Below are 20,535 nucleotides of genomic sequence, written 5' to 3'. Positions count from 1 at the left end.
TATTTTTTTTGATGACAAAATGATGACAGTTTGATGACGGCTTCGGCCCCTATAAACATTGGCCCCGTCCTATTCCGTCATCGTATCATCGAAATTTTTGTTCAAAAAGTCTTTTTCCACCGTAAAGTACCTTCCTTTGGCATCGATCATGTGGATATCCCCATCGCTCCAAATGGTCACTTTTTGGTATTTGTTGGAGTTGTCCTGGTTGACGAGTTTCCAATCGTTCTTCAGCAATTTCCGCAACTGGGTCAAGTCGGTCTTGACACGGGTTTTGTTCAGCAGGTGCAGCGCATCGATGGGACAGAGATTTATTTCCTCCAGTTCGAACTTTTCCATGACACTGAACAGGATACTGGCCAGTTCCTTCTCCACCCGGTTCCTATTGTTCCGTACCAACCTTTTTAACGCAGCTGTTCTAATCTGTTTTGGGGTGAACCACATTCTGGTGGTGTGCTCACTCGATAACTGTCGCTTTTGCATGTAATGTAGAAAGGCGGGTATCTCAGATTTCAGTTGATTCAGGAAATCGGTCTCCTCTTTTTTGAGCACGGGTATTTTCAAGACCCAAAAACGGGTCTCGTTCCCGTCAATTTTTATGAAGTTGTCCTCGTTGTTGCTGCATAGGACGAACTTACCGAAGAACTCCACTTCCCTTTTATCCTTTCCTTTGGCCTCCAATTTGTTGATATTGGTGGTGCTCAGGTATTTGATACGTTCCGTCAATTCTTCTTTGTTGAACAGTACTTCGTCAATGCAGATGAGCAGCTTGTTCGCCCAATCCGCATTGAACTGGCTACTGAAACTATCATTGGTCAAGTAGGTCATGTTATTGTCGAAGATGGCCTTCAGCCATTTCAAAAAAGTACTCTTGCCTGTGGAACGTTCCATGGAAACTAAACAAAGAATAGGCAATACCTGTACCGGTTTTGTATACAGTAATTGTAGGTAATCCAATCCTAGTTCATAGTGTTTCCCGAAAATATGTTTCACAAAATTCAATGAATGTTGGCATTCCCCTTCTTTTGGGATTGTCGGCAACGGGGAATAAGTATTGTAGAACCCTTTATATTCCTGTTTAAAATGGATATGATTGGGGATACAGGTAAAGCCATCGTATTTTGGAACCTTGCTCAGGTAATCCTTGCCATGGTCCTGGCGGATGGTCTCGATGTTCCAATGCACCAGGATCTCGTTGAAATGTCCGGCGATGGTAGGTGCCTGCACCAATTTATAGTACGATGTGCCCACCCGTAAGTAAGGTACTGTTTTCATATAAAATGTTTTGAACTCCCAGGGGATTCCCAAGATGTACTGATGAATTTTGAAAAGTTTAGAGATGCAAATTCCTAACGAACGGGCTTAGCTATCGTTTCGATTTCATTTATGGGTCTTCGTTCGTTCTGGAGCAACCAATCCTCTATTTTCTTCCGTTCGAAAAAAATAAGTTTTCCGTTGGGTTTGGAGTGTGGAACGGTTCCCGCAGCGGTAAGTTTGTACAGGTAGCTTCTGGATATCCCAGTATAGTCACAGGTCTCCTCGAAGGTCAGCACCTCCTTGTTCGCCATCAAAAGTTTTTCCAAACGGTCCAGCCGTTCGAGTATTAAAATAGTGTCCATTTTGTTTCTTTTTAAGGTTACGAAATGAACAAAAGCGCTTTTGTTTTCCTTCAATATTTTTACTGGATAAATGTATGAAAATAGGTAAACAGCACTATGGAACGATACAATTAGTTATCCACAAATAATTGATATACAGCATCTTGAATCAAAATGAACCAAACGGGATTAAGTTGAGGAAGAACAAATTTTATTCGGTTTCATTTGATACCAAATGGAACCATTTTGAATCTTGGCAAAGTGTGCGATTTGTAAGGTAATTCTAGGTTATCAACAATTGAAAATCAAGGGATGGTGAAATTTGAACGGGAAAAAAGTCAGTTTTCCATGTTTAGATTATCTTAAGTACGATTTGATATTTTATTATTACGTAAAAAGATCGGTATTCCATTTAAAGATACTGCCTCAAGAAAAGATTATTTTTAATGTATTTCCCTAAAATTTAATTTTTAGCTTAGCTTTTTCAACTTTCCACTGTATTAGTCAAGTAAATTCAAATTTCATTAAGTTTACATTTCATCACAAATTTATGAGACCTAAAAGGTACATTTTCATCTTGTTGAATATTTCTTTGGTTTTTTCCTTTTTCTCGTGTAATCGAAATAAGGACAAAGACAAAATACATATAGGGTTTTCTCAAGCCATGACCAATGACGATTGGAGGCGTTCCATGAACAACTCGATGAAGTTACAGGCTTCAATGAACCCTGAAATTGATTTACAAATTAAAGATGCTAATTACGATGTACTAACACAAATAAAACAGATAGATGAGCTTATTGCAGATAGCGTAGATGTACTAATTGTCTCGCCTATTCAATCTAAACCTATTACAGCGGTAGTAAAGAAGGCAATCAAAGCCGGAATTCCCGTTTTGGTGGTGGATAGAAAAACCGAAGGTCAACAATATACTGCCTATGTAGGCGCAGATAATATTGAAATAGGAAGAAATGCGGCAAAGGAAATAATTGCATCAAACTATAACGATTCCATACGAATTATTGAAATTAAAGGTTTGGCTGGTTCTTCACCTGCCGAAGAAAGAGCGATTGGTTTTCAACAAGTGTTAGATCAATTTAAAAAGGCCCAAATTGTGGCGACCATTGAAGGGGACTGGGAAAAGGAGTCTATTCAGAACAGGTTGATACAGCTATTAAATGATGATATTATTGTAGATTACGTATTTGCCCATAACGATAGAATGGCAGTTGGAGCTTGGGAAGTGGCACGTGATTTGGGAATGGAAAATGAAATCAGTTTTATTGGAGTAGATGGTCTTGCCGGAACTAATGGAGGAATTCAGGCAGTAAAAGATGGAGTTTTAAAGGCAACTGTTCTCTATCCTACTGGTGGTGATGAAGCCATAAAATTGGCATTGAAAATTTTAAGTAAAGAATCCATTCCCAAGAACAATATACTTTCAACTACCATTATAAATGAGTTGAATGCGGATATTATGTTCAATCAATTTGAAAAAATCAATGAACAGCAAGCTAAAATGGAGGAACAATTGGCCGCTATAAAAAAACAGGAAGAACTCTATTATTCTCAAAGTAACCTTCTAAAAATTACGATGGCACTTTTGGCAATTATACTAAGCCTCGCAATATATAGCATCTATTCCATTTTTGCTATTCGAAAAAAGAACAGACAGCTTGAGTTGACGAATAATAAGATTACTATTCAGCGGAATCAAATTGAAAAAATTGCGAAGGAAATTAAAATCAGTAACGAGGCGAAATTAAATTTCTTTACAGGACTTTCTCATGAATTTAAAACGCCCATTACGTTAATATTAAGTTCTATTGAATCTATGAGCGATTTTGCTAAGGTGAAAGGTTCTAAAATTATGAACGAGGTAGAACTCATTTACAATAATTCTAATCGCCTATTGAGATTGATCAACCAATTGCTTGATTTTAGAAAAATTGAAGATCGCAAGTTTAACATAAAGGCATCAAAAACCAATTTATTCGACTTTTCAAAAATCATTTATAAAGATTTTGAGAGGGAGGCAAAAAAAAGAAATATCGATTTCAGGTTAAACTCCAATCATGAATCATTGAATGTATTTATAGACAGGAATTTGATGGATAAAGTCTATTTCAACTTACTTTCTAATGCCTTTAAGTTCACGCCCGATAATGGCAAGATTGGAATTACTATTGAAGATGATGAGCGTAGCAATACCGTTAACATTTGTTTTATGGATTCAGGTATCGGAATACCTAAAAATGAAATGGATGGGGTCTTTCAAGCATTTTTTAAAGGATCAAACAATAGAAAAAACAGCTCTGGAATAGGATTGCATTTAAGCAAGGAGTTTGTGGAAATGCACAAGGGAACTATCCAAGTCAAGTCTTTACATGGAACGGAGTTCATTATAACAATATATAAGGGACAAGCACATTTTGATGAAACAGAAATAATAGCAGAACAAGATTTGGTAGATACCAATATCATCGATTTTACTTCAGAATATTTGATAGATGATAATTACTTGATTCAGGCACCGAGTAAAAACAAAGAAAAGTACTCGGTATTGATAATTGAAGACAATAAGGATCTATCACAATTTCTCAAGAACAAATTACAATTAGAGTATGATATTTATCTATCCGATGGCATAGATGCTATTGAGAAGGCTTTTGAAACTGTCCCCGATATAATACTTTGTGATATCAATCTACCAGATAAAGATGGTTTTGAGATCTGTGAAATTTTAAAAAAGGACTTACGAACTTCTCACATACCCACTATAATACTTACCGCTTTGGGTAATAAGGAATCTTATATCAAAGGACTTCAATCAGGAGCAGATTTGTATCTGACTAAACCCTTCAGCTATTCAATTTTGGTTCAGTCAATTAAGTCCTTGCTTTATAATCGAGAGAAACTTCGGTATTACTATACCAGTAACATTCATAAAATTGAAGAACTAAATTCCTTTGGGAATATAGAACAAAAATTTATACACCAATTAAATTCCCTTATCAACGAAAATTTGGGGAATTCCGACTATTCGGTTGAAAACCTAGCTGAAAATCTTACTATTTCAAGGGTTCAACTATACAGAAAGGTAAAGGCGATGATGGGAATTAGTATAAGTGATTACATAGGTAATATCCGATTGGAAAAGGCTAAAATCATGCTCGAAACGAGTTCTTTAACTGTTGCGGAAATTGCATATGCCAATGGCTTCTCATCTCCAAATTACTTCTCTACGGCCTTTAAAAACAAATACGGCACATCTCCCGCGGCGTTTCGTAAATCTGTTTAAGTTACGTTATAAACCTTATTTCAATCATTTTTCTTTTTACACGTATCAATTTCTAACATTATGTAACATGAATATAATTATTGGATTGTAGTTGATGTTAAAATCTGAATATAAAATATTATTATTCAGTCACTTAACACTTTTCAATAAGTTTCTTAACAAAAGCATAACACATTGATACATCATCAAAATACATACTCATTTTTTACGAATACTTTAGTAACCGTACTAGAGAATTACGATTATGAGAAAAATATGGATTTGGTCGATTACCGCTGCACTAGCTGGTTTTCTTTTTGGCTTTGATACTGTTGTGATATCAGGTGCTGATAAAAAACTACAGGCCCTATGGCAATCTTCCGATATGTTCCATGGTACAGTTGTTATGGCAATGGCTTTATGGGGAACCGTGGTAGGTGCAATTTTGGGTGGGATTCCCACGAACAAGATTGGGAGAAAGAAGACTTTATTATGGATAGGTATACTTTATACATTATCTGCCCTAGGTTCAGCTTTTGCCAATGATCCAATAACTTTCGCAATATTCAGGTTTATTGGTGGTCTGGGAGTCGGCGCATCAACCATAGCGGCTCCGGCATACATCTCAGAAATAGCTCCGGCAAAAGACCGGGGAAAATTGGTAGGGCTTTATCAGTTTAATATCGTATTCGGCATTTTAGTAGCATTCTTATCCAACTACTTGTTAAGCGGTATTGGAGAAAATGCGTGGCGATGGATGATCGGTGTAGAGGCTATACCTGCATTTATCTATACCCTATTTGTATTAACGGTTCCAAAAAGCCCAAGATGGTTGTTGACCAAAATGCGCACAGACGAAGCAAAAAAAGTATTGCGACTTATCAATCCTGATCAAGATCCAGAAGCATTAATGTTAGAGATTAAGACAGAAAGCGAAAACATTGTTTCCGGGGAAAACATATTTATTAAAAAATATAGGTTTCCGCTCATGTTGGCTTTTTTAATTGCCATGTTCAACCAATTTTCTGGCATCAATGCATTTCTTTATTATGCCCCAAGAATATTCGAAGAAGCAGGTCTAGGAGAAAGTACGGCACTTTTAAGCAGTATTGGAATAGGAGTGACCAATATGCTTTTTACACTTTTAGGTGTCTTTCTTATTGACCGGCTAGGTAGGAAACAACTAATGTATATAGGTTCTGTTGGTTACATAATTTCCCTATCATTAGTAGCTTGTGCTTTTTTCCTTAATTGGGAAGGCATGGCAGTTCCCATTTTCTTATTTCTCTTTATTGCGGCACATGCCATAGGACAGGGAACAGTAATCTGGGTGTTCATTTCTGAAATCTTCCCAAATCATTTAAGAGGTTCTGGTCAATCGTTCGGTAGTTCGGTTCATTGGATTTTAGCCGCTATTATACCCTCATTGGTTCCAGTTCTTTTTACCTCCATAGGTGCTGGTACCGTATTCGCCATTTTTGCTTTTATGATGATTTTACAATTGTTGTTCGTGGCATTTATTATGCCAGAGACCAAGGGAATTTCGCTAGAAGAACTTAGTAATAAACTTATAAAAGGAAGAAAGAATAGAACAGACGATATCATTGGTCATGCAGAACAGAAAGCAAATTAATGTTATATAAAGAATTAAAAAGGATGAAAAATAAAATATTCAGGTTCGCAATAATAATAGGAATTTTTTCAATGGTGGTTTCTTGTAAAAACCCTAAGGAAAAGAACAATGGCCAAGTTCAAAGTGAACAAGATACGCTTGCCAGTTCAAATGAAGCGTTCTACCGTCCAAATTTCCATTTTACACCAGCTACAGGATGGATGAACGATCCAAATGGAATGTTCTTTTATAACGGATATTACCATCTCTATTTTCAACATTATCCTGATGGTACCACTTGGGGGCCTATGCATTGGGGGCATGCCATTAGTACCGATCTATTCAATTGGAAAGAGCAACCTATAGCCTTATACCCAGACGATTTAGGATATATTTTTTCAGGTAGTGCCGTTGTAGACCATGAGAATACATCAGGCTTTGGAGCAGATGGCAAAACTCCTATTGTTGCAATTTTCACCAGCCATGACCCTAAAAAAGAGAAAACCGGTGAAATAGACGTCGAAAATCAAAGTGTTGCCTATTCGTTAGATGAAGGTCTTACATGGACAAAATACAAAGACAATCCAGTTTTAAAGAATCCGGGTGCTAGGGATTTTAGAGATCCTAAAGTTAGTTGGGATGAACAGAAGAAAAGATGGACAATGGTTTTGGCCGCAGGCCAAGAAATACAATTCTATACCTCAAAGGACTTAAAATCATGGGAGAAACTTACAAGTTTTGGAGAAGGTATCGGTAATCATGATGGCGTATGGGAATGTCCAGATTTCTTTCAATTACCAATCATTGGCAGTTCAGAAAAAAAGTGGGTTTTGTTGGTAAGTATAAATCCTGGTGGGCCCAATACAGGTTCGGCCACCCAATATTTTGTAGGTGATTTTGATGGTTCAAATTTTATTTTGGATGAATCATTCAAGCAGGAGATGGGAAAAGAGCATAGTTTCTGGGTAGATTATGGTCGTGACGATTATGCGGGCGTGACTTTTTCAAATATTGAAAACAAAGATGGTAGTAAGCTATTTATGGGATGGATGTCTAATTGGCTATATGCCAACGAGGTACCTACTGAAAAATGGCGCAGTGCCATGACAATAGCACGTACGTTAGAATTAACAAAGGGCGAAAATACGTTTCGCTTAGTTGCTAATCCTGTTCCTGAACTCAATGAATTTGCGAGTGAGAAACTTAAAAATTCCGATGTTCTACTTGAAGGAAAGACCTTGTTGACCACTTCTAAGGCAATCGATTTTACACGTGCCCAAATTAACTTTAAAGTAGAAGATTTAGTTGATGGCGTTTACACTTTTGAACTGTCGAACAGTGAAGGAGATAGTTTACGTTTCGGTTTTGATGCAACAAAGGATAATTACTTTGTGGATAGAAATAAGGCGGGAATCACTGATTTTTCAAAAAAATTCAGTGACAGGATTGCCATAGCTCCAAAAATCGCTACTCAAAAGGATTGGACTGGAACAATAGTCCTCGATAAAACTTCCATAGAATTATTTTTTGATGATGGCCAAACCGTAATGACAGAAATATTCTTTCCGAAAGCCCCATTCGATAGTCTCTATTTTGAGGCTCCATCAGAAGAATCCAAACTCGAATACATAGAAATACATCAACTTAAATTTAACTTAAACTAAACAATTATGAAATTAAAACTCTTGCTATTATTAATGGTACTTGTTCCGATAGGTCTGTTGGCCCAGGGACAAATTACAGGTACGGTCACCTCCTCCGATGATGGTTTTCCTTTACCTGGAACTTCGGTAATTATAAAAGGAACTACAACTGGTACGACCACGGATTTTGATGGTAATTATGAATTGAACAATGTAGCTGGTGATGCAACACTTGTCTTTAGCTATATTGGATTTACTAGAATGGAAGTTCCCGTTAACGGCCAATCACAGATAAATGTTTCGCTACAAGAGGACGCACAACAGCTTGATGAAGTAGTATTGACAGGATATTCCACCGAACGAAAGGTAGATTTAACAGGGGCCGTTACAGTAGTGGATATTGCTCCAATAGAAGGTCAAAGTTTAAGTTCTGGTAATGCCATGCAGGCTTTACAAGGACGGGTTGGTGGTCTTTTCATTGAAAAATCCGGTGATCCTACCGGTCTAAACAGCAGAATACTAATAAGAGGACTTACCACTTTAGGGAATAATGATCCGCTATACATCATAGATGGTGTGCCAACAAAACGGCAAGAGGTATTCGCGAGTTTAAATCCTGCGACAATAGAATCCATTCAAGTTTTAAAAGATGCTTCGGCCTCTTCAATATATGGGTCAAGAGCTGCAAATGGGGTTATTGTGGTAAGTACAAAAGGTGGTCTTAAAGGGGAACGTCTTACGGTAAGCATCAATTCCAACCTATCGACTCAATCCGAGCGGAATCAACGTTATGATATGTTGAGTTCCCAACAACGTGGCGAAGCCTTATGGCGCGCATCCGTAAATGATGGAGCGGACCCAAATGCTGGTTACGGTGAAATATACAATTTTAACTGGAACAATGATTTTACTAATCCAGTTCTTAACGGTGTGGCTGTTCAGCCTTTTGTTGGTGGTGATTCAAATGTTCCTGCCGGAGATACCAACTGGCAAGACGAGGTATATGAAACAGGATATGTGTTTAATAATGAGGTTACCGTTTCCACAGGTACAGAAAAGTCTTCTTTATTGATTAATCTAGGCTATCTTAAGAATACTGGTATGTTAAAATATACTGGTTATGATAGATATACTGCAAAAATTAATGGAACCACTAACCTTTTCAACGACAGGGTAAAATTTGGAGTGAACACACAAATTTCCACATCAAATGAAACATTGGTTTCAAGTGATGTTGGGGGTGCAGCTACTACAGGTTTGTCAATTACATTGGCACCCACAATTCCGGTATACGATACCAATGGCGAGTTTGCAGGTCCATTAGGGGCTGGATATTCAGATAGAAATAATCCATTATTGATGCAATATTTGAACAGATGGGACAATGCTACTAAAAATAACTTCTTTGGAAATGTATTTGCTGAGATCAGTATTTTAGACAATCTTAAGTTCCGCTCTAGTTTAGGAATAGATTTCAGTGATTTCAAAAGGAAAAATATCGAGCCTAAAGTATTTAACGGGTTTGTAACAAGAAATAATAATAGGCTGATTTTTGATACCAACAAGTTAAGAACATTAACGTTTTCAAACACCTTGAATTATAATTTGGAAATTGGAAAACACAGATTTGGCGCCCTATTAGGTATTGAGACCATAAGAGAGGATTTTGATACCATTTTTGCACAAGCCGATGATTTTGCAGTTGAACAGGAATCCTATTTTGTACTTTCTGCTGCTACAGGAGCAAGAACAAATAATGGTATTTCCACGCAATATAGCCTTGCTTCTCAATTTGGAAAATTGAATTATGGATTCGATGATAAATACCTAGCATCCTTTACCATTCGTAGAGATGGTTCTTCAAGATTTGGCGCGAATAATAGATATGGTGTTTTCCCGGCCGCAACATTGGGTTGGAGAATTAGTCAAGAAGAATTTTTAAAGGATAATGAGTTGATTTCCAATTTAAAGCTTAGGGCGGGTTATGGAGAAGTAGGAAATCAGGAAATCGGTAATACAGCAAGATTTGGTTTGTACGAATCAAGATATGGTCAAAACCAAGCACAATTGACAGGAGGATTTTTCGAAATTTATTATAATGTAGGTACTGCCTATGACATTAATGGTAATAACACAGGTACATTACCTTCAGGATTTGTTTCTACCCAAGCTCCGAACCCTAACTTGAAATGGGAAACTACCAAAGAATGGAACTATGGTATTGATTTTGGGTTTTTGAACAATAAAATTAGCGGTTCCTTTGATTATTTTACCAGGGAAACTACGGATATCTTGACTACCCCACCAATTGCATCTGTAATTGGAGAAGGGCAACAACGGGTATTGAACGGCGCTGCAACGGCTGCTAAAGGATGGGAATTAAATGTTGGATATTCCAATGTTTGGGATAATGGATTTTCTTTAGGGGTTTCTACAAATTTTGGTGCCTTTAAAGATGAAATCACCTTTCTTCCTGAAGAGGTTAGAGCGGCATTTCCTGGTACTGCTCAAAATTCAATTCTTGGTCAATCTCAAACTGCGATATTCGGATACAGAACTGACGGACTTTTTCAAAGTCAGGCAGATGTTGATTCCCATCCTACTGGAGGTGTTCAAACGGGTAACGCCAGACTAGGTGGTATAAAAATAGTGGATGTAGACAATAATGGCGTTATTGATAGTAATGACCGTGATTTTATTGGTAATACCCTTCCTGATTTGGAGTATGGTATTCGATTGGATGTAGGTTACAAAAATTTTGATTTTTCAGTTTTCGGTTCAGGTGTTGCAGGTCGTATAGGAGTTGATTCCTACATTTTCTGGAATAATTTTGTTCAGGGAAGGGATAATGCAGGGCTTGGTGTTTTGAATGCTTGGAATCCTCAAAATACAAGTTCTACGATTCCTTCATTATCATTGGTGAACAATTTTACGGATACTTCAGACTACATCTTTAGAAACAACTCCTATTTTAAAATAAGAAATTTACAAGTAGGATATTCTTTACCAACTGATATTATCGGTAAGATGGCAGGTATGACCGGACTTCGAATCTATTTACAAGGGGAGAATTTATTTTGGTTTACCCCAAAAGGATATATTGGTTCCGATCCAGAAAGAACAGACGTAAATAGAATTCCTGTACCTACAGTATATTCAGTAGGCTTGAATATTAACTTTTAATAAATAGCGATGATCATGAAATATAATAAAATAATAACTACAGTGATATGCGCAACCTTAGTGCTCACTGCCTGTTCCGATAATTATTTAGAATACGAACCAGAAGGTGTTTTGTCCAGTGAAAATGTGGCAACGGCCGAGAATGCCGAATCTTTGGTAATTGCCGCATATGCCGGTATTGCAAATGATGAAATGATTGGGCCATTGACCCACCAATGGGTGTATGGCAGTGTACGTTCGGATGATGCTTACAAAGGCGGTGGCGGCCGCGGGGATGTTGGAGAGATAGACAGGTACGAGCAATATAATCTTACCATTGCGGATATGGGCGATTTCATGGCCCCTAGAACTTGGACCGATTTTTATAAAGCAATATCAAGGGCAAACTTTGCACTATCCGTTATCAATGATATCCCTGATGGTGAGTATGCCCAAAAAACGACTAGACAAGCAGAATTACGCTTTCTAAGGGCACATTCGCATTTTATGCTCAAATTAATTTTCAAGAAAATTCCATATATCACAGAAAATTTAACCCAAGAAGAAATTGCACAGACCTCAAATGATGTGGATAATGATGCGTTATGGAATACTATTGCCGAGGACTTTCTTTTTGCCTTTGATAATCTGCCCCAATCACAAGAACAAGTAGGAAGGGCGGACCGAAATGCTGCAGCGGCTTATTTAGCTAAATTACGACTTTTCCAAGCTTATGAGCAGAATGAACAACACCAAGTAACCAATATCAATACTGCACGTTTACAAGAAGTGATTGACTATGTAGATGAAGTTACCGGTAGTCTACAACCGGATTTTGGAGAAAATTTCTTAGATGGTTTTGATAATGGTCCAGAATCAATTTGGGCAGCACAATTCTCTATTAATGATGGTACCACCGTAGGAAGGGTAAGTTTTGTGACCGGTTTAAATTCGCCACATGGTACAGGGCTTTATGGATGTTGTGGATTTCATTTGGCCAGCCAGAATATAGTTAACTCCTTTAAAACGGATGGTGATGGACTACCGCTTTTGGATACTTTCAACGAGGCAGATATATTCACCAATTTAAGTGAAAATGGTACTACTCCACCAGATGCTGGTCTGAGTGTTGACCCAAGGATTGATCATACCGTTGGCATACCAGGAAGACCTTTTAAATATAGGAACACTGTAAATGATTCAGGAGATATGGTCTATAATTTCAGTTGGGCTCGTGATCCGGGTGTTTATGGATATTTTGGAAATATGAAAGAACAACAAGCTCCGGATTGTTCTTGCTATGTAAAAGAGGGCCCATTTGTGGGCACATCAAAGAATGTAGATTTCATTAGATATGCCGATGTTCTCCTTTGGAAGGCTGAAGCCTTGATTCAATTAGATCGATGGGATGAAGCTTTGCCAATAATTAATCAAGTCAGGAATCGTGCGGCAGCAAGCACACAAAGACCTTTGGATGCTGGCGCAATCGATATCTATGCCATTGGCACATATGACTCGTTTCCATCCAAGGATTTTGCGTGGAAGGCGCTTATGTTCGAAAGAAGGTTGGAGTTTGCGATGGAGGGTCATAGATGGTATGACCTGGTAAGATGGGGGATTGCGGAAGAAACGCTAAATGCCTATTTGGCGGTGGAAAGGACAAAAAGAGATTTTCTTGCCAATGCTCAATTTACATCTGGGCGAGATGAATATTATCCGATACCGCAAAGAGAAATTGATTTTACTGGAGGTCTCTATGTTCAAAACCCAGGATATTAGAGGACTTTATCATTCAAGAAAATTCAGTAATCTGAGTTAGTTGAGTTAGTTTGTAAAAGCACGGGGGTTGTTTCCCGTGCTTTTTTAATTTGTTGAAAGTAAATATGGAAATATTAGGTTTGGATATTGGTGGCTCAGGAATTAAAGGAGCCATCGTAGAAACAGAAAACGGGAAATTGATTTCCGAAAGACTTCGTTTTGCGACTCCGCAGCCTGCACATCCGGAGGCCGTAGCGAAAACCGTTGAAGAATTGGTTCGTCGGTTGAATTGGCAAGGTAATATCGGATGCAGTTTTCCGATGGTAGTTGTAGATGGTAAATGTATGACAGCGGGAAATATGATGGATGACTGGGTCAATGTACAAGTTGATGAACTCTTTGAGGCGGCATGTCCGAACACCAAATTCCATCTAGGAAATGATGCTGATTTAGCTGGATTGGCGGAAATGCAATTAGGTGTTGGTAACGGTTTAAAAGGTAAAGTGATTATGGTAACTATAGGCACCGGTTTGGGGACAGGGGTTTTTTATAATCATATATTAATACCAAATATCGAAATGGGTCGTGTTTTATATGAAAATGGTGAACCAATTGAATTTTTTGCTTCTGGACTCACAAGGAAAAAAGATAATTTGGAATTGAAAGAATGGGCAGGGCGTTTTGATTACTTCCTTACACATTTGAAAAGGGTAATGTCGCCAGACCATTTTATAATTGGAGGCGGATTAAGTAAGAAATATAAAAAATTTAGTAGTTACTTATCAGTAGATGTGCCATTACGGGTGGCACATTTTGAAAATGATGCCGGTATTATTGGCGCAGCACTTTATGCAGAATCTCAACTAAATATTAGTGATCAAATTAATGAATTCTAAAATTGTACTTATGGATTTATAACATATACTTCATCTGTTCTTTTAAACAGCGAGTTAGTAGGACGAATTGAGGAAATTGTAGAATTTCTTAAAAAGGTTTGATTCTTAAGACCATTTTTTAAAAAATGAATCCGCTAATAAATGAAGTCATAATCACTGTTCTGAAAAGGTCATCCTTTAAAGGGGTATAATCAACTATCCTACAACAGCTTTCTCTTTAACAAATGGCTGACTATAATGCCGTTGCCCCGTGGCTTTATATAGGGCATTGGCCACCGCCCCGAAAACAGGGGGAAACGGAGGTTCTCCCATTCCCGTTGGGTCGATTTCATTCTGCACAAAATGCACATCAATCTCTTTTGGCGCTTCTTTCATACGGATCATTTGATATTGGTGGAAATTATTTTTCTGTGGCACCCCGTCCTTAAAGGTAAGTTCCCCAAAAAAGGCATTGCCAACACCATCGGTTATGGCACCTTCCGCCATGTTCGTGGCCGCATCGGGATTTACCACTACCCCGCAATCAATGGCGCAAACTACTTTTTCCACCACAGGTCTACCGTTTTCCATCTTTAGATCCAGTACATGCGCTGCATAGGAGTTATGACAAAAATAGGCCGCGACACCACGATGTTTCGACTCATCATTTTGTTTCCAAGCCGATTTTTCCCGAACCAATTCCAAAACTCCGGCATAGCGTTCAGCGTCGTACTGGTTATCTTCCCCAACCGGGTTTTCCTTGGCACGTTTTAGTAGGTCCAATCGAAATTGAATAGCGTCTTTGCCCATGACTTCTGCCACTTCGTCCAAAAATGCCTGTTCGGCACCGGCCATAAAATTGGAACGGGGAGCGCGGAAAGCACCAACCGTAATATTGGAATCAATGGACCATTCTTCCGCCAAATAATTATCGATCGCCCCTGCCGGAAAACGATTGGCGAACAATGGGCTTTCTGGAATACCGCCCGCTTTTATATGTAACGCTGTTAAATTATTATTTTCGTCAAAAGCCGCGCGATAGGTTGCGTGGTAAGCAGGACGATAAATACCGGTCGTCATGTCATCTTCACGGCTATAAATTAATTTTACGGGAGCATTTACTTTTTGCGAAATTAAGGCCGCTTCCACCACAAAGTGGGCATAGCCCTTTCTTCCAAAACCACCTCCCATTCTTGGCATTTCCATTTCAATATTTTCCTTCGGTATTCCCAAACTGCTTTCTAGCGTAGGAATGATAAAGGATGGAATCTGGATGGGTGCCGCAATTTTTACTTTATTACCTTCCACATGCGCAAAAGCATTTATAGGCTCCATGCTATTGTGGGCAAGAAAAGGGGCCGAATAGCTTCTCTCTAAAATTTTTGTCGCTTTTTTGAAGGCAGCCTCTGGATCTCCATCCTTTCGGACGATATTTCCAGGTATCGCTGAAAGAGCCTCCATCTGTGCTTTGTGGCCCTGTGTGGATTCTAATCCCGCAGGGGTATTTCTTGTTTCCTTTCCAAAAAAACCGTTCACAATTTCAGTAGTTGCAGAAATCGGCTTCCATTCTGCATTTAATTTCTTTTTGGCCTGCATGACTTCCCATGTAGTATTGCCGACTATTGCCACCAATTCAGGAAAAGCGTTAGTGTCAAACCCGTGTTTTTGAAATCCCTCCTTAAAACTTTTGATGGTTATCACATCCTTGATGCCTGGCATGGCTTTCACTTCCTCGTCATCAACCGATTTCAAGGTCATTCCAAATGCAGGAGGATGTACGATCATAGCTATCAGCATGCCGTCCTTTTGATAATCCATACCAAACATGGATTCACCGGTTATAATCTTTTTTGCATCTACATTTTTATGGGAGCGGCTGATAAGCTTAAAGTCTTTAACTTCTTTCAATTGCACTTCTACAGGTACATCAAGTGTTGCCGCAACCGAAGCCATTTCTCCGTACCCGGCCGATTTTTTTGTTGCTGTGTGTTGCAATATTCCTCCTTGAGTAGTGATTTCTTCTGCGGGAACCTGCCATGTTTTTGCAGCCGCGGCTATCAACATCTGTTTTGCTGTTGCACCTGCCATTCGAAGAGGTATCCATCTTGCTTTTATTCCCGTGCTACCTCCTGTAAGTTGAAAGCCATATTTTTCTGCATGATAGGGTGCCTGCTCTACCACCACATTTATCCAATCCACATCCAACTCTTCTGCCACCAACATGGGCATCGATGTTCTAATATTCTGACCGAATTCGGGATTTGGTGTGTAAACGGTCACCATCCCGTTATCCCCAATTTTCAGATACGAATTAATCTCGAACCATTCGTTGGGCATTTCTGTACCGGCCATCTCTTTTGCTTGTTCCGGCTTACAGGAATTTAAAAAACTGAATCCGAGGACCAATCCCCCACTTGCCAAACTCGTATTCCTAATAAAAGCCCTACGTCCAATATGCGTGTTTATCTTTGTCATCTTCTGATTTTTTCTAATTAAACGTTTTCTGCATTTGCGGCTGTTTTAATGGCCTTTTTTATTCTGGTATACGTTCCGCAGCGACAAATGTTACCGTTCATGGCCGTTTCAATTTCTTCATTGGAAGGATTTGGGTTTCTTTTTAACAAGGCGGAAGCTGACATTATCTGTCCCGCTTGGCAATATCCACATTGAGGCACATCAATTTCCAACCAAGCTTTTTGAACGGGATGGTTACCGTTCTCTGATAAACCTTCAATAGTGGTAATTTCTTGCTCACCAACCGCTGAAACCGGCAGTTGGCATGAACGAACGGCATTATCATCTAAATGCACAGTACATGCCCCACATTGGGCGATTCCGCAACCATATTTAGTCCCTGCCAATTTTACGTGGTCCCTTAATACCCAAAGCATAGGTGTTGTTGGATCGACATCAACTTCTTGTGTTAGCCCGTTAATTTTTAGATTGAATTTTGCCATGATTTTAGTGTAAGTAGATGAATAGATTCAAATTACGAAAAATATATAATTACTACAGTGTATTATATAATTGAACAATCTGAATTCAAAAGAATTAAGATTTTTCCAATTTTCATTTCAAATGCCTTTCCAGAAACGCCAGGACTTTAGTACGAATGTTTCCTACATCGAACATTTCTCCGAAATGCGGCGCGTCAGGGACGATTATTAATTCGTTTTCCACACCCTTTACAGTTAACCAAGCACTTAATAATTGAGATTGTCTCGGGGAAACCAAATCGTCCATTTCACCATGTATTAACAAAAATGGTGGGTCATTCGCATCCACATAAGTGGTAGGGCTAGCGGTCTTTGCAAGGTCTGGTCGGTCAAGCGGTGCGGCACCTATCAGCAATGCCTCAGGTGATTTGGGGTCAATGGCTCCAGGAAATAGAATTAATTCAGATGGTCCGTAGAAATCTACAACCGCTTTAAATGAAAAATCATGGGATGTGCCTGGCATAAAGAAGTCGTCAACTTGGTCATTGTTCGATAGTCCTTGAAACGAAGCCAAATGTCCTCCAGCGGAAAAACCCATCAAGGCAAACCGTTCTGTGTCAAAACCATACTTTTCAGCATTATCGAATAAAAAGGAAACCGCGCGGTTACAGTCCTGAATCTGGGCCGGAAAAATGGCCTGTGTTGCAAATCGGTAATCTATTGAAGCCAGAGCATATCCCTTATTTATGATTTCTGCCACCGTATTTTTCATATAACCGATGTCGGCATACTTGTCATTACCAATCCATCCACCTCCATGAACAAATACAATTAAGGGAACCTTACCCTTTGCGTTGGACGGAAGGTAAATATCCAAAAGGTGTTTCGGTAAGGTGTCATTATTGTAGGCTATATTACCATGCAATACGGTACCCTTTGGAAATAGAGAAATCACAGGATTGGATTTTTGACTACAAGACGTTTGGGAAATCTGTAAGACCAATAGGAAAATTAAGAGTTTTGTTATTTTCATTGTAAGTACGTTTTCAGTTTGTTAGGTAATTTAATTGAGTTTAGTCCTAATATGCTTTCCATTGAATTCTAATTTTTATATATGGTAACGCTTACATTACCAGCACCAATAGCTTTTTGAAGTCCGGCTGTATTATCGATGCATCCCAATTTTGTATAATTATAAGAGGTTTGAAAGGTTTTGTAAAACAGCACCAAAGTATTTGAACCATACAACATTAAGTCTCCATTTTTAATCGACCCAGGATTGGTGGAATTTGTCGGTAAACTTTTGGGCAAATCATAATATTTCTCATTGCCGTTCAGCTCGGTCATAGGTATGGTCATAGGTAAAAGTTCCTTAAAAACTTTAGAAGTATTATTGTCTAAAAGCGTGGCGGTAAAAATTTGTGAATTTACCGTTATTTTGATTTTTTCGTTTGCCATTGTGCCATTGTTTTCGGTTTTGATGGGGACATTTTCTTTGTTGCAAGGTGGTTGATTGCCTATTATAACTGAAGTAAATATTAAAACCAACAAAAGTATAGATTTCATGATATTCATTATTTTTAAAATTCCTAATCGCCCAGTCAACCTTTCTCCAGCTTCGGTATATCTTGCGCCTTACAAGCCTTTAACTGATGGATGAGCACCTAACTGATAATCTCCATTTGTTTCAATTGTTAGATCTATACTGCTCATCCGTAACAGGCTCAAGCCATGTAACGAATCCATTTTCTGTTTTTGGCAAAATATACATCTGTGTAAGACTGTTGTTTTCAGTAGCGCCATGCCAGTGCCTTGTATTTGCCGGAACCTTGATGACATCACCCTTTTTCATGGTTTCCCTTGGCTGTCCTTCCAGTTGATGATATCCCAGACCATTGAGTACAATCAGGATTTGCCCGCTTGGATGTAAGTGCCAATTTGATCTTGCGCTTTTATCGAAATAAACATTCCCCACGAGAGTGTTGTAGATAGAATCATTTGCAACTAAACCATAATTATAAGCGTTGCCTGTGAAGTTAGCAGCATTCCCCGCTTCACCCTTAGGAAAAATTGCTTGTTCCAAAGAATTCGATTCAGTGTTTTCTGATTTTTCAACTTTTGTTTTGCAGGCCTGACCTATAAATACTAGTAGGACAACTGCGAGTGTCAGTATTTTTTTCATTTTATCTTTTTTAAATTTTCTTAATGATTTTTGCAGGAGTACCGCCAACAACTACATTATCGGGTACGTCTTTAGAAACGACCGAACCTGCTGCAACCACCGAATTCTCTCCTATAGTTACGCCCTGTAAAATGGTGGCATTGGCACCAATCCACGCATTCTTCTTTATATGAATGGATTTAGGAACTAGCCCATGTCTTTCGCTGGGCGAAATCGAATGTCCTTCAGTAAGTAAACTCACTTTCGGTGCTATGAGCACACCGTCTTCAATGGTTATTCCTCCTAAACCCAAAAAGACACAATCAAAATTGATGAAGACGTTTTTACCGATTTTTGTGTGCTTGCCGTAATTGATATACAAAGGGGTAAAAACCGCAACGCTTTCGTCAATTTGGCTCCCAGTAATCTTACTCAACAAATCGTTGATTTCTTTTGGGTCTGTCGCGTTGTTCATCTGCAACAGCAATTTTTTTGTGGTGTATGAGGCCTCACGCATCCTATAGGCTTGAGGGTCGTTGGGCAGAATGGTCTCGCCTTTCCTTAACCGTTCAAAAATGTCACTTCCCGCTGAACTTGAGTTACTTTTATTTTGTTGCTCTATATCCATTTGTACAAATTACATCATTTAGAAGAATCATCATATTTTTCGTTTCGACGTCCGCTTGTTGGTACTGCCAAAACAGTAGTTTAAAGAAATATTCCAGATGAAATCATCCTCGGGCGCTATTTCGGTATCGATTGCCTTGTTCAGAATACATGAAATCGATAACGGAAAATCTTTTTTTCCAAAAGAGATAAAACCCGCAACATAATACCCCTGGTCATCGTCAGTCGTTAAATAATATACCTGTGGCGAAATGTTGAGATGGAATTGTTCGGAAATATAAAGATTGGTAAAGGCGGAATTCAGGACCAAAAAATTGGTTGTTTTCAAACCATCGTCAAAACCTTGTCCGCGCAGATAGTACATACCAATACTTACTTTATTGGAAATTTTATAGTTCGGTACAATTTCGGCGGCAAGATAACGTCGCGATTCTAACAATTCTTCTGCAAACCCATTTCTAATTACATTTACCGTCCTGAAATTCAATGCCGGATGCGCCCCGATACGCAACGAAAATCGTTCTTTCTGAATGGCCTTGTACCGATACCAAAACACGAACGCCCAAGGTTTACCTTCTAGGGCAAAGCGCATATCGGGCTCGAAACTTGATCTTCCCTTGGTCATTTTAATGTCAAAAATTAATGCCGGGTCTCCCAACGAAAATGAGGGTATCAGGGAAATTCCGTTTTGCGTTATACTTGCCGTACCTCTGAAATCATCAAGAAAGGGCTTGATATCTTCTTGCGATTGTACACTACTGGTCCTTAGAAAAATTAGTAGTGGCACGATAATATGTTTTAGATTCCAATTTATCATTTTCATCTTTAGTACGATTTAACCGCGTAAAAGTAAAAACTGACATTATACATTTGTTACATGAAT

The 20,535-nt window shown here is 38.7% G+C and carries 15 protein-coding genes; 6 read left to right on the top strand and 9 right to left on the bottom strand.

The annotated features are described in order from the left end of the window. Positions 1 to 69: 69 nt before the first annotated feature. Together P178_RS0104200 and P178_RS0104195 are read right to left on the bottom strand one after the other, a co-directional pair. A complete protein-coding gene (locus tag P178_RS0104200; protein ID WP_027065044.1) occupies positions 70 to 1,275 on the bottom strand; it encodes a primase-helicase family protein in 1,206 nt (401 codons plus the stop codon). A 74-nt stretch (positions 1,276 to 1,349) separates the two neighbouring features. Beyond that, positions 1,350 to 1,619 (bottom strand): helix-turn-helix transcriptional regulator, encoded by a 270-nt coding sequence (locus tag P178_RS0104195; RefSeq protein ID WP_027065043.1) that lies wholly within the window; start codon positions 1,617 to 1,619, stop codon positions 1,350 to 1,352. 529 nt (positions 1,620 to 2,148) lie between these two features. Between P178_RS0104195 and P178_RS0104190 the strand changes: the two genes are divergently transcribed. The 6 genes from P178_RS0104190 (at position 2,149) to ppgK (ending at position 13,949) form a co-directional block, all read left to right on the top strand. Then, positions 2,149 to 4,899, top strand: coding sequence for a substrate-binding domain-containing protein (locus P178_RS0104190; RefSeq protein ID WP_027065042.1), 2,751 nt, complete (start codon positions 2,149 to 2,151; stop codon positions 4,897 to 4,899). 244 nt (positions 4,900 to 5,143) lie between these two features. Next, on the top strand, positions 5,144 to 6,511 hold the full coding sequence (locus tag P178_RS0104185) for a sugar porter family MFS transporter (protein ID WP_027065041.1): 1,368 nt from the start codon (positions 5,144 to 5,146) through the stop codon (positions 6,509 to 6,511). A 23-nt stretch (positions 6,512 to 6,534) separates the two neighbouring features. Then, entirely contained in the window at positions 6,535 to 8,154 is a 1,620-nt protein-coding gene (locus tag P178_RS0104180) for a glycoside hydrolase family 32 protein (protein ID WP_027065040.1), read from the top strand. A 6-nt stretch (positions 8,155 to 8,160) separates the two neighbouring features. Then, positions 8,161 to 11,316 (top strand): SusC/RagA family TonB-linked outer membrane protein, encoded by a 3,156-nt coding sequence (locus P178_RS0104175; RefSeq protein WP_027065039.1) that lies wholly within the window; start codon positions 8,161 to 8,163, stop codon positions 11,314 to 11,316. Positions 11,317 to 11,331: 15 nt separating this feature from the next. After that, positions 11,332 to 13,074: a RagB/SusD family nutrient uptake outer membrane protein gene (locus P178_RS0104170; RefSeq protein ID WP_027065038.1), complete on the top strand. Its 1,743-nt coding sequence runs from the start codon at positions 11,332 to 11,334 to the stop codon at positions 13,072 to 13,074. Between the two features lie 104 nt (positions 13,075 to 13,178). Continuing rightward, positions 13,179 to 13,949 (top strand): polyphosphate--glucose phosphotransferase, encoded by a 771-nt coding sequence (gene ppgK, locus P178_RS0104165; protein WP_036145702.1) that lies wholly within the window; start codon positions 13,179 to 13,181, stop codon positions 13,947 to 13,949. Positions 13,950 to 14,144: 195 nt separating this feature from the next. Here the strand turns inward: ppgK and P178_RS0104160 are convergent, their stop codons facing one another. The 7 genes from P178_RS0104160 to P178_RS0104130 form a co-directional block, all read right to left on the bottom strand. Further along, positions 14,145 to 16,403 (bottom strand): xanthine dehydrogenase family protein molybdopterin-binding subunit, encoded by a 2,259-nt coding sequence (locus P178_RS0104160; RefSeq protein ID WP_027065036.1) that lies wholly within the window; start codon positions 16,401 to 16,403, stop codon positions 14,145 to 14,147. Positions 16,404 to 16,420: 17 nt separating this feature from the next. Next, positions 16,421 to 16,885 (bottom strand): (2Fe-2S)-binding protein, encoded by a 465-nt coding sequence (locus P178_RS0104155; RefSeq protein ID WP_027065035.1) that lies wholly within the window; start codon positions 16,883 to 16,885, stop codon positions 16,421 to 16,423. A gap of 112 nt (positions 16,886 to 16,997) precedes the next feature. Beyond that, positions 16,998 to 17,897 (bottom strand): alpha/beta hydrolase, encoded by a 900-nt coding sequence (locus tag P178_RS0104150; RefSeq protein WP_027065034.1) that lies wholly within the window; start codon positions 17,895 to 17,897, stop codon positions 16,998 to 17,000. 68 nt (positions 17,898 to 17,965) lie between these two features. Beyond that, on the bottom strand, positions 17,966 to 18,430 hold the full coding sequence (locus tag P178_RS0104145) for a cyclophilin-like fold protein (protein ID WP_036145699.1): 465 nt from the start codon (positions 18,428 to 18,430) through the stop codon (positions 17,966 to 17,968). 121 nt (positions 18,431 to 18,551) lie between these two features. Then, positions 18,552 to 19,046, bottom strand: coding sequence for a cupin domain-containing protein (locus P178_RS0104140; RefSeq protein ID WP_027065032.1), 495 nt, complete (start codon positions 19,044 to 19,046; stop codon positions 18,552 to 18,554). A 10-nt stretch (positions 19,047 to 19,056) separates the two neighbouring features. After that, the gene (locus tag P178_RS0104135; RefSeq protein ID WP_051638165.1) at positions 19,057 to 19,653 is read right to left on the bottom strand and encodes a sugar O-acetyltransferase; all 597 of its coding nucleotides are present in this window, start codon (positions 19,651 to 19,653) and stop codon (positions 19,057 to 19,059) included. Positions 19,654 to 19,683: 30 nt separating this feature from the next. After that, entirely contained in the window at positions 19,684 to 20,475 is a 792-nt protein-coding gene (locus P178_RS0104130; protein ID WP_231500499.1) for a hypothetical protein, read from the bottom strand. Between the last annotated feature and the right edge of the window lie 60 nt (positions 20,476 to 20,535).

Source organism: Maribacter sp. Hel_I_7, from assembly GCF_000688315.1.
Lineage (GTDB): Bacteria > Bacteroidota > Bacteroidia > Flavobacteriales > Flavobacteriaceae > Maribacter > Maribacter stanieri.
This window is presented reverse-complemented; position numbering and strand designations above follow the sequence as displayed.

Excerpts from the sequence above, each read along its gene's own strand:
- P178_RS0104200 (WP_027065044.1), bottom strand. The coding sequence starts at position 1,275 with ATGAAAACAGTACCTTACTTACGGGTGGGCACATCGTACTATAAATTG.
- P178_RS0104195 (WP_027065043.1), bottom strand. The coding sequence starts at position 1,619 with ATGGACACTATTTTAATACTCGAACGGCTGGACCGTTTGGAAAAACTT.
- P178_RS0104190 (WP_027065042.1), top strand. The coding sequence starts at position 2,149 with ATGAGACCTAAAAGGTACATTTTCATCTTGTTGAATATTTCTTTGGTT.
- P178_RS0104185 (WP_027065041.1), top strand. The coding sequence starts at position 5,144 with ATGAGAAAAATATGGATTTGGTCGATTACCGCTGCACTAGCTGGTTTT.
- P178_RS0104180 (WP_027065040.1), top strand. The coding sequence starts at position 6,535 with ATGAAAAATAAAATATTCAGGTTCGCAATAATAATAGGAATTTTTTCA.
- P178_RS0104175 (WP_027065039.1), top strand. The coding sequence starts at position 8,161 with ATGAAATTAAAACTCTTGCTATTATTAATGGTACTTGTTCCGATAGGT.
- P178_RS0104170 (WP_027065038.1), top strand. The coding sequence starts at position 11,332 with ATGAAATATAATAAAATAATAACTACAGTGATATGCGCAACCTTAGTG.
- ppgK (WP_036145702.1), top strand. The coding sequence starts at position 13,179 with ATGGAAATATTAGGTTTGGATATTGGTGGCTCAGGAATTAAAGGAGCC.
- P178_RS0104160 (WP_027065036.1), bottom strand. The coding sequence starts at position 16,403 with ATGACAAAGATAAACACGCATATTGGACGTAGGGCTTTTATTAGGAAT.
- P178_RS0104155 (WP_027065035.1), bottom strand. The coding sequence starts at position 16,885 with ATGGCAAAATTCAATCTAAAAATTAACGGGCTAACACAAGAAGTTGAT.
- P178_RS0104150 (WP_027065034.1), bottom strand. The coding sequence starts at position 17,897 with ATGAAAATAACAAAACTCTTAATTTTCCTATTGGTCTTACAGATTTCC.
- P178_RS0104145 (WP_036145699.1), bottom strand. The coding sequence starts at position 18,430 with ATGAAATCTATACTTTTGTTGGTTTTAATATTTACTTCAGTTATAATA.
- P178_RS0104140 (WP_027065032.1), bottom strand. The coding sequence starts at position 19,046 with ATGAAAAAAATACTGACACTCGCAGTTGTCCTACTAGTATTTATAGGT.
- P178_RS0104135 (WP_051638165.1), bottom strand. The coding sequence starts at position 19,653 with ATGGATATAGAGCAACAAAATAAAAGTAACTCAAGTTCAGCGGGAAGT.
- P178_RS0104130 (WP_231500499.1), bottom strand. The coding sequence starts at position 20,475 with ATGAAAATGATAAATTGGAATCTAAAACATATTATCGTGCCACTACTA.